7 protein-coding genes and 2 pseudogenes are annotated in these 7,053 nt (G+C 51.4%); 2 read left to right on the forward strand and 7 right to left on the reverse strand.

The features are described from left to right. Positions 1-103: 103 nt before the first annotated feature. From ACOTXI_RS13775 to ACOTXI_RS13790, 4 genes and pseudogenes are all read right to left on the reverse strand, one after another. A pseudogene (locus tag ACOTXI_RS13775) lies at positions 104-712 on the reverse strand (DUF6387 family protein); the annotation flags it as partial. A 379-nt stretch (positions 713-1,091) separates the two neighbouring features. Further along, a complete protein-coding gene (locus ACOTXI_RS13780; RefSeq protein WP_008502537.1) occupies positions 1,092-2,138 on the reverse strand; it encodes a bifunctional transcriptional activator/DNA repair enzyme AdaA in 1,047 nt (348 codons plus the stop codon). Beyond that, the gene (locus ACOTXI_RS13785) at positions 2,122-2,898 is read right to left on the reverse strand and encodes an isocitrate lyase/PEP mutase family protein (protein WP_008502538.1); all 777 of its coding nucleotides are present in this window, start codon (positions 2,896-2,898) and stop codon (positions 2,122-2,124) included. The genes ACOTXI_RS13780 and ACOTXI_RS13785 overlap by 17 nt, the downstream gene beginning before the upstream one ends. A gap of 157 nt (positions 2,899-3,055) precedes the next feature. After that, positions 3,056-3,253: pseudogene (locus ACOTXI_RS13790) on the reverse strand (nucleotidyltransferase domain-containing protein); the annotation flags it as partial. A 385-nt stretch (positions 3,254-3,638) separates the two neighbouring features. Between ACOTXI_RS13790 and ACOTXI_RS13795 the strand changes: the two are divergent. After that, positions 3,639-3,995 (forward strand): hypothetical protein, encoded by a 357-nt coding sequence (locus ACOTXI_RS13795; RefSeq protein WP_008502540.1) that lies wholly within the window; start codon positions 3,639-3,641, stop codon positions 3,993-3,995. A 105-nt stretch (positions 3,996-4,100) separates the two neighbouring features. Further along, positions 4,101-4,661 carry a YceI family protein gene (locus ACOTXI_RS13800; RefSeq protein ID WP_008502541.1) on the forward strand — a complete coding sequence of 187 codons (561 nt, stop codon included), beginning with the start codon at positions 4,101-4,103 and terminating at the stop codon, positions 4,659-4,661. Here ACOTXI_RS13800 and ACOTXI_RS13805 read toward each other — a convergent pair. From ACOTXI_RS13805 to ACOTXI_RS13815, 3 genes are read right to left on the reverse strand one after another with little or no spacing between them, the layout of a single operon-like run. Beyond that, positions 4,653-5,444, reverse strand: a complete 792-nt coding sequence (locus ACOTXI_RS13805) for an anti-sigma factor family protein (protein WP_058653909.1) — start codon at positions 5,442-5,444, stop codon at positions 4,653-4,655. The two genes, ACOTXI_RS13800 and ACOTXI_RS13805, sit on opposite strands and share 9 nt — an antisense overlap. Then, positions 5,441-5,998, reverse strand: coding sequence for an RNA polymerase sigma factor (locus ACOTXI_RS13810; RefSeq protein ID WP_008502543.1), 558 nt, complete (start codon positions 5,996-5,998; stop codon positions 5,441-5,443). Before ACOTXI_RS13810 ends, ACOTXI_RS13805 begins: the two co-directional genes overlap by 4 nt. Next, positions 5,979-6,506: a tetratricopeptide repeat protein gene (locus ACOTXI_RS13815; protein ID WP_008502544.1), complete on the reverse strand. Its 528-nt coding sequence runs from the start codon at positions 6,504-6,506 to the stop codon at positions 5,979-5,981. The genes ACOTXI_RS13810 and ACOTXI_RS13815 overlap by 20 nt, the downstream gene beginning before the upstream one ends. Positions 6,507-7,053 lie beyond the last annotated feature (547 nt).

Consider the following 7,053-nt stretch of genomic DNA (forward strand, 5'->3'; position numbering starts at 1 on the left):
TCAGACACCGTCTGAATTTGCAGCGGGCTGGAGAAAGGGTCATTCTGAGAATGAAGATTCCGACGTTACTAACTGAGTGTTGTATCTAATCGTGGGGGCAGGTCAGGATATCCAGCATAGGTATTACACGATAACTGATGAGTTTCTTAATAGTTCCGTATCCAAAACGAACAGATTCCAATGGGTTTTCATCAATACCCTTAACTTTACGCCATTGCGGTAATGCCGCTTTAAGCGACTCTGCAATCTCTTCGTCTGTGCCACTGGCCAAATCTATCTCGAACATGACTGTTCGTGTAAACTGATCTGGCATAATGTCTGAAAGTGATTCCTCTCGAAGCTCTGCGTTTATAGAATAATTGTCACCTTCATGCCAAAGAAAACCTCCACGTTGCATTGCAATAATGCTCGTTTCAGCGAGACGATCCAGGGTTGTTAGAAAAAAATGGGGAGGCTGGAAAAGTTTGTTAGCAGGAGTCATGTATCCCAGTTGCCCTTCTTCGATTAAAAAAGGGTTGCCGCTGAAAATCTTTGAGAAGTAACCCATAAGAGTTCTGCTCTCAAACTCTTCTCGATACTCCTTAAAGAACAAGTTTCGGGCCCATATCTCATGGTAGAACTGGAGCAATGAGAGGTCTTCAAATTTGCGATATGTATCAATCTTAAACCAACTCTTGATGTCTTTTGTATGCTCTGGTGACCAATTGTTCAAAATTCATTCTCCACCTATGCTGGTACTGCCCTACGGGTACAATTCAGTTATGTTGAAAAACTACCGTATACACTAATCGGTGGAAAGCAGATCCTGCTTACGCAGTTCAGCTACCAACTGGGAGTTGAAATGAGGATTTGTTATCTTTTGATACAATTTGCCAATCAGCTAATCGAGAGAACTCATACCATTAATATTTATGGTTCCTTTTTAGAACCACCCATAAAATTAAAAGTCAAAATAAATCTATAAATCAATGAATTGAATAACTAATTACAGGGACGCCAGCCGGTGATTACCAGAGTCATCCGATGAAGTCCTAAGAGCCCGCACGGTGCAAGCCCTGCTGGCTTTTTATTGCCCTCAACATGTCACGCCATTAAACATAATTTCTCTCATGCTCAATAAGCCATTCTTTGCGTGAAATCCCCCCTCCGTAACCTGTCATCGTCCCATCTTTTCCAATTATCCTGTGACAGGGGATCACAATCGCAATCCGGTTGGCACCGTTAGCGGCAGCGACGGCGCGCACAGCATTGGGCTTATTAAGCCGTAGTGAAATGGCCTGATAGTGTGAGGTCTGTCCATAGGGAACCGCACGCAACGCATGCCAGATGGATTGTTGAAAATCACTGCCCGGAGCATCTAAAGCGAGATCGAACTGTCGGCGCGTTCCGGCAAAATACTCGCCGATCTCTTTTACTGTCTGCCGGGTATGGCTGTTTTCGCCGGTGACGATTCTGGCGTTAAATAAACGCTGGATATCGCGGAATTCTGTTTCTAACATCCGGCGATCGGTAAACTCCAGCAGACAGACTCCTCGGTCTGTTGCGCAGACAAACATCGGTCCAAGCGTCGTGGTAAACCGGTGAATGACAATCACCTGGGTTGCCTGAGTCGGCGCTGCGCCAGTAAGCCGCTTGTAGGTATAACCAAAGCCGCTCAGCGATTCATAGCCATTGTCCAGCGCAACGTCAGTCGCCGCTCGTCCACTTTTCAGCTCCTGCAGGGCAACGTTGACCCGCTGCATTCGCTGGAAAGCCTGAAAAGTGATGCCGTGATGTTGCAGGAACCAGCGCCTTACCCGCTCCGGGCTGATGCCATGCTGACGAAGCTCCGCGTCTGCTACACGGGATTTGATATCGCGCCTGACAAGCGCAAGCGCCTGCTCAACGAATAATGGCGCGCTGTGCGCATTTTCCGCAGGTCTGCAGACCTTACAGGGACGAAAGCCGTTCGCCAGGGCAGATTTGGCATCTTTATAAAATTCGACATTTTCGCGCTTGGGCTTTCGCGCCCGGCATACCGAAATGCAGAAAACGCCCGTGGTTTTGACGCCAACAAAAAACACGCCAGTGTAGTCTGAAGCACGTTCAAGTAATGCCTGATACCAGATATCACACAGATTTTTATCGGTTATTTTCATCACCAAAAAGTCCTTCAAACGTCTGACGAGATCGGATCGCATGCATGACATCAGTCAGCGTTGACTGCATCGCTGAATGAACAAAATTGCCCATTGAAATGCGGCTTACCCCTGCCCGTTTCAGCCTGTCGAATGACGGAAGATCGGGCATACACATGACATTCAAAGGCAATCCCGTTGCCTCTGCAATGAGGCTGATGTCTTTCTCTGACGTGAGGCAGGGAACAAAAAGGCCGTCAGCACCTGCAGCTTTATAGCGTTGACCCCGTAATATTGTCTCCTGCAACGCGTCTTCATGCCCGAGCAGGTACGTATCAGTCCGGATGTTCACGAACAGGCTATAATTTTCGCTTCTCAGCGTATCGCACACTGTTCTCAAGTTACGGGAAAAATCAGAGGCATCGTCAAGCTGACGAACCCCGTTTATGACTCGGCTGTCTTCAAGGTTAACGCCTGCGACGCCTGTCTGAGCAAGGCGCCGCAAATTGTCTGCTATCTGTTTGGCTGAATCACCATACCCTGCTTCCATGTCAACGCTCACTGGCAGGTTGCTCACAGCCTGGATCCGGGTGACCATATAAAATAGCTCATCAAACGGTACTCCCTGCCCGTCGTCATATCCCAGTGTGGACGCGATTGCCGCGCTGGACGTTCCCAGTACCTGATAGCCTGCTTTTTGCGCAGCGACAGCACTGGCGGCATCCCAGACGTTGGCGATAAGAAGAGGCACATGCTGATAGTGGCGTTCTGCAAAGTTCATATTCACACCCTCTCGATAGATTGAAAATGAATCTAAGCACTCAGGAAGAACCTCACAACCGAAATTCAGACGACCATTTTTTAGCAAACGTCGTCTGAACATGGGGGCGGAACAGACCAAAACCTTTCAGACCCGGGCTCCGGCTTTCAGCATGGCTAAGCAGACGAGGCTCTCCCACATGTTCCCCGGTGAAAGCATGGAGCAGGTGACCCAGTGTTCCGGCGAACACAATACGCTGAGCCGTGATTTCGTCATAGTAGAGAGGGTCTACCACAACGACATAATCGAGAACGGAGTATTTATCAAACCCGCCATGAACAAGCGAGCCGCCAGCGAGAAGGGAGTGAATCTGCGATCATTCCACCACAATCACTACGTCCAGCCCTGCAGAGCTCATTCATCTTCTCGCTTGAGAAGCTATCCTCTCCCTTTGACCAACATCAACGACACCGCCCCTCCCCCTATTGAGAATAAAAAAACACCCCCACCCAGCGCTACGGAATAGCCGCTCAACCCGGAAGGAACCCCATCATGTACAGACCCATAACCGTCATAATATTCATTCTCCTGACGCTCGCCGCCCTCGCGGAAATAGGCGTATTATCCTTTGGATAATCCTCAGGCTAAATACCTCTCATCAGGGCATGTTGATCTCATTACAGTTTTTTCCTAAAGCCATCCCGTTTCGCCTGTGCCATGCTGAATCACGCTCATAACCGATAACGTTAAATGAGGATATTATGAAAAAAACAATTATAGCATTATCTGCCGTTCTGCTGGCTTCCCCAGTATTTGCTGCGACCACACATGCAACTGACGATACCGTCGCGGCGGCGAACGCAAACGCCAACGAGGCGAAGCAAAAACTGCACGAAGAGCAGAACAAAGGTGAAGAGCTGAAGCTGAAACAGAAGCATGCTGCGGAAGGTAAAAGCGAAAGCTTTGGCAGCAAGGTTAGCGAAGATTCCCAGAAAGCCTGGCATAAAACCAAAGAAGGCACCGAGAAAGGGTGGGATGCCACCAAAGAAGGCGCGGAGAAAGGCTGGAACAAAACCAAAGAAGGTGCCAGCGAGCTGGAAAAGAAAGTCACTGAGTAATTAGTTATCCTCACGAAAAGGTCGCGCTTGCGGCCTTTTTTATTTCTTCGAATATAATGAGCACCTCAGGCGTTTACGCAGTGCGCACTTATCGGAGAAACCACTATGTATCGCCTTTTGGCCTTTGTGACCGTTCTGCTGTTATGCCCTTCCCTGCATGCTGCCCCAAAAAGCTACCTTATCGACACCGAAAACACCGCCATTCGGCTCTCGTGGCACGCCTTCGGCGGCATCCTCTCCTGGGCGACGTTCAGCGGCGTGACGGGTGCCGTAACGCTCAATCCGGATAACGACGTTGACGACCACATCCACGTCACCATTCCCGTAGCAACCCTGGTGGCCTCAAACACGCTGCTCACCTGGCAATTAAAAAGCAACATGTTTTTTGATGCGGAGCACTACCCGACCATCGAGTTCATCAGCTCTCGCGTGGTCGACCAGGGCGCCGGACGGTTCAGGGTCTTCGGCACGCTGACCGTTCGAAACATTGCCCGGCCGGTGATCCTGGAGGCCGGGGTGAAAGACCCGCATGCGCAGGCCCTCACCCTGGATGCCACCACCGCGATATCACGCGCGTCCTACGGGATGGATAAGTTTGCCCTGGTCGTTGACGATCGTATTGCCATCGCCATTGCGATACAGACTAACAAGGTGCCGTCATCCTGAGATCACGCGCTGCAGCCGCTCAGCGTTTCCCCGCAGGTGAGACGGCGGGTTGCGGCCAATCAGGACAAACTGATAGCCCGCCTCCTGCCACCACGCCAGGTTCATGCTGTGCCGCTGCTCCTGTTGGAGCGAGGCCGTCGTCTTCTTATCAACAGGCGAAATGCAGAGGGCCATCGGGCCGTAGTCGGCGTTGATCCAGGCTATCTGCGCGATAGACGTCGTTTCATAGCGCAGCATGCGCACCATTTTAAGCTCAGCCCCCTGCAGGGTAAGCTGCGACAGGTTTAGCGTCATGCCGATGTCCTGCGCGGCCCGTTCCAGCCCGCGCTGCAGAACCGGCGTTGCGCTGTCCATATCCAGCAGCGTCTCGACGCTGTACAGGGACATATATTGCGCTTCGAGGTCGCGGATATGGGCGTTCTCATCCGCAGGCGCAGCTGAGGGATGCAGCAGATACCCCAGCCCGGAACCCACCAGCAAAAAGCTGGCCGAGGCGGCGATCAGCGCCCGTCGGCTGACGCCAGCCGCCGTCGAGACCTGCGGGTCGGGAAGTGCCGCGAGACGCGCCTGCATCCTCTCAAGAGGCGCATCATCCAGCAGGGAGGCAAACGCCCCGGCGTAATCCTGGCTGCTTTTCATCAGTTCGTCGGTTCGCCCGGCGAGGCGTTCGTCACATTTTAACTGTTCTTCAAATAACTGCGCGTCGGCGCGGCACATCTCGCCATCTATCCAGGCCACGATGGCGTCGTCGTTATAGGGCGGTGCAAAACGGTGCGCGTTCAAGAGCGTTTCTCCTTTACCGGAGGCAGTGCGTCAGCGGATTTGGCAAGCCGAGCCCGCGCCGTCGCCAGTCGGCTCATCACGGTACCGATCGGCACCGCCAGGGTCTCCGCCGCCTCCTGGTAGGTAAAGCCTTCGACATAAACCAAAAATACCGCGTTGCGCTGGGCTTCGGGCAGCGCATTAACGCGCTGCATCACCTTCAGGTAATGCAGGCGCGTCTCATTCTGTTCGCGGGTGTCGGGCGCCAGCAGCTCGTCGCTGGGGACAAATCCCTGCCCCTGGCGAACGTGTCGTGCCCGAAGCTCAGAGATCCAGATGGAGTGCAGGATCGCGAACAGCCATCTGTCGATGCGCGTGCCAGGCGTATACTGGCTGCTTCTTTCAAGCGCACGCACGCAGGTGGACTGAACCAGCTCTTCGGCGATATCCCTGTTTCGCGACAGCACCAGCCCATAGCGCCAGAGGCGCGGCAGGTGTGCGGCAAGCTGTTGACGAACCTCACGGGTTGCGATGGGTTTTCCCTCCACGAGAAGATCAGGATTCCGGATGTCCATTAATGGCAGCCTGCAGGTCACGGTACTCCTCGCAGGACTGGCCACAGATTCCGGCAATGACCTTCAGCTGTTCTTTCGCGAGGTCGGGACGTCCTTTCACCATCCACGCTTCACCGAGATACTCCCGGGCTTTGGCGTAATCCGGGGCGATAGCCAGCGCACGCTGGTAATAACCAATCCCTTCGTCCGTTCGGCCCAGTTTGCGCGTGGCGAACCCGCGATAGTTCCACGCTTCAGCCGTGTTGCCATTCTTCAGCGAATCCAGCAGGTTCAGCGCCGCCTGGTACTCGCCTTTCTTCGCGAGATGGTAAGCATAGTTGGTTTTGTCCTGGTCGCTGAGGCTGCTGCTCTTGTCCGGCACGCATTTCTGCGTGGCGCTGTCATACACCTGTCCGGAAGGACAATCAGGCGTTTTGCTCTCGGTACTATTATTGCCCATGGCCAGCGCCAGCGGGGACAGCAAAGAAAAAATCAGCACCGGGATCAAACGAAACGAGGTTGTGCGCATATAAAACTCCAGGGTGAGTGGGGAGTGACGTCAGTAAACGTCCGGGTGAGGATTTTTATTCATTCTTCGGTGAATTTTTTTCTGTCCTAAAACCCTGCCTGCACTTCAGTTGTAAAGGTAATAAACCAGGTTATTTTTTTTCTTCTCGTTATTATTCCTTGCGCCCATTAGCAGAGTTTTAACCCTATACAAGAATATATTTCATTACCTAAGTGACATAATATATCTTACATCAAAAACGTCACCCTAACTTAAACACACATTAAGCGCACTTAAATAATAACGTTTGACATGATATTTAAAATGCTCCCTACCAATTATCATACTGGGTCGTAAACGTTAAATAACAGCACCACAAAAGAAAACAAAAAGACACTAAAAACAACGATATAAAAAAACAACAATTATAAAAAAGAGCAATCCATTAATGCCCCACTCATTGTTTCCATCTTTATTTACCAAAGCTTAATTTGCACAACCCTCATTTTCTGTCTATATCATTTTTATATTCCAGAAACCAATTCTTCTATTAATTACAGGGTTTTAT

Source organism: Enterobacter cloacae complex sp. BZL2005, assembly GCF_049238885.1.
Taxonomy (GTDB): Bacteria; Pseudomonadota; Gammaproteobacteria; order Enterobacterales; family Enterobacteriaceae; genus Enterobacter; species Enterobacter roggenkampii.

Excerpts from the sequence above, each read along its gene's own strand:
- ACOTXI_RS13815 (WP_008502544.1), bottom strand. The coding sequence starts at position 6,506 with ATGCGCACAACCTCGTTTCGTTTGATCCCGGTGCTGATTTTTTCTTTG.
- ACOTXI_RS13795 (WP_008502540.1), top strand. The coding sequence starts at position 3,639 with ATGAAAAAAACAATTATAGCATTATCTGCCGTTCTGCTGGCTTCCCCA.
- ACOTXI_RS13785 (WP_008502538.1), bottom strand. The coding sequence starts at position 2,898 with ATGAACTTTGCAGAACGCCACTATCAGCATGTGCCTCTTCTTATCGCC.
- ACOTXI_RS13800 (WP_008502541.1), top strand. The coding sequence starts at position 4,101 with ATGTATCGCCTTTTGGCCTTTGTGACCGTTCTGCTGTTATGCCCTTCC.
- ACOTXI_RS13810 (WP_008502543.1), bottom strand. The coding sequence starts at position 5,998 with ATGGACATCCGGAATCCTGATCTTCTCGTGGAGGGAAAACCCATCGCA.
- ACOTXI_RS13780 (WP_008502537.1), bottom strand. The coding sequence starts at position 2,138 with ATGAAAATAACCGATAAAAATCTGTGTGATATCTGGTATCAGGCATTA.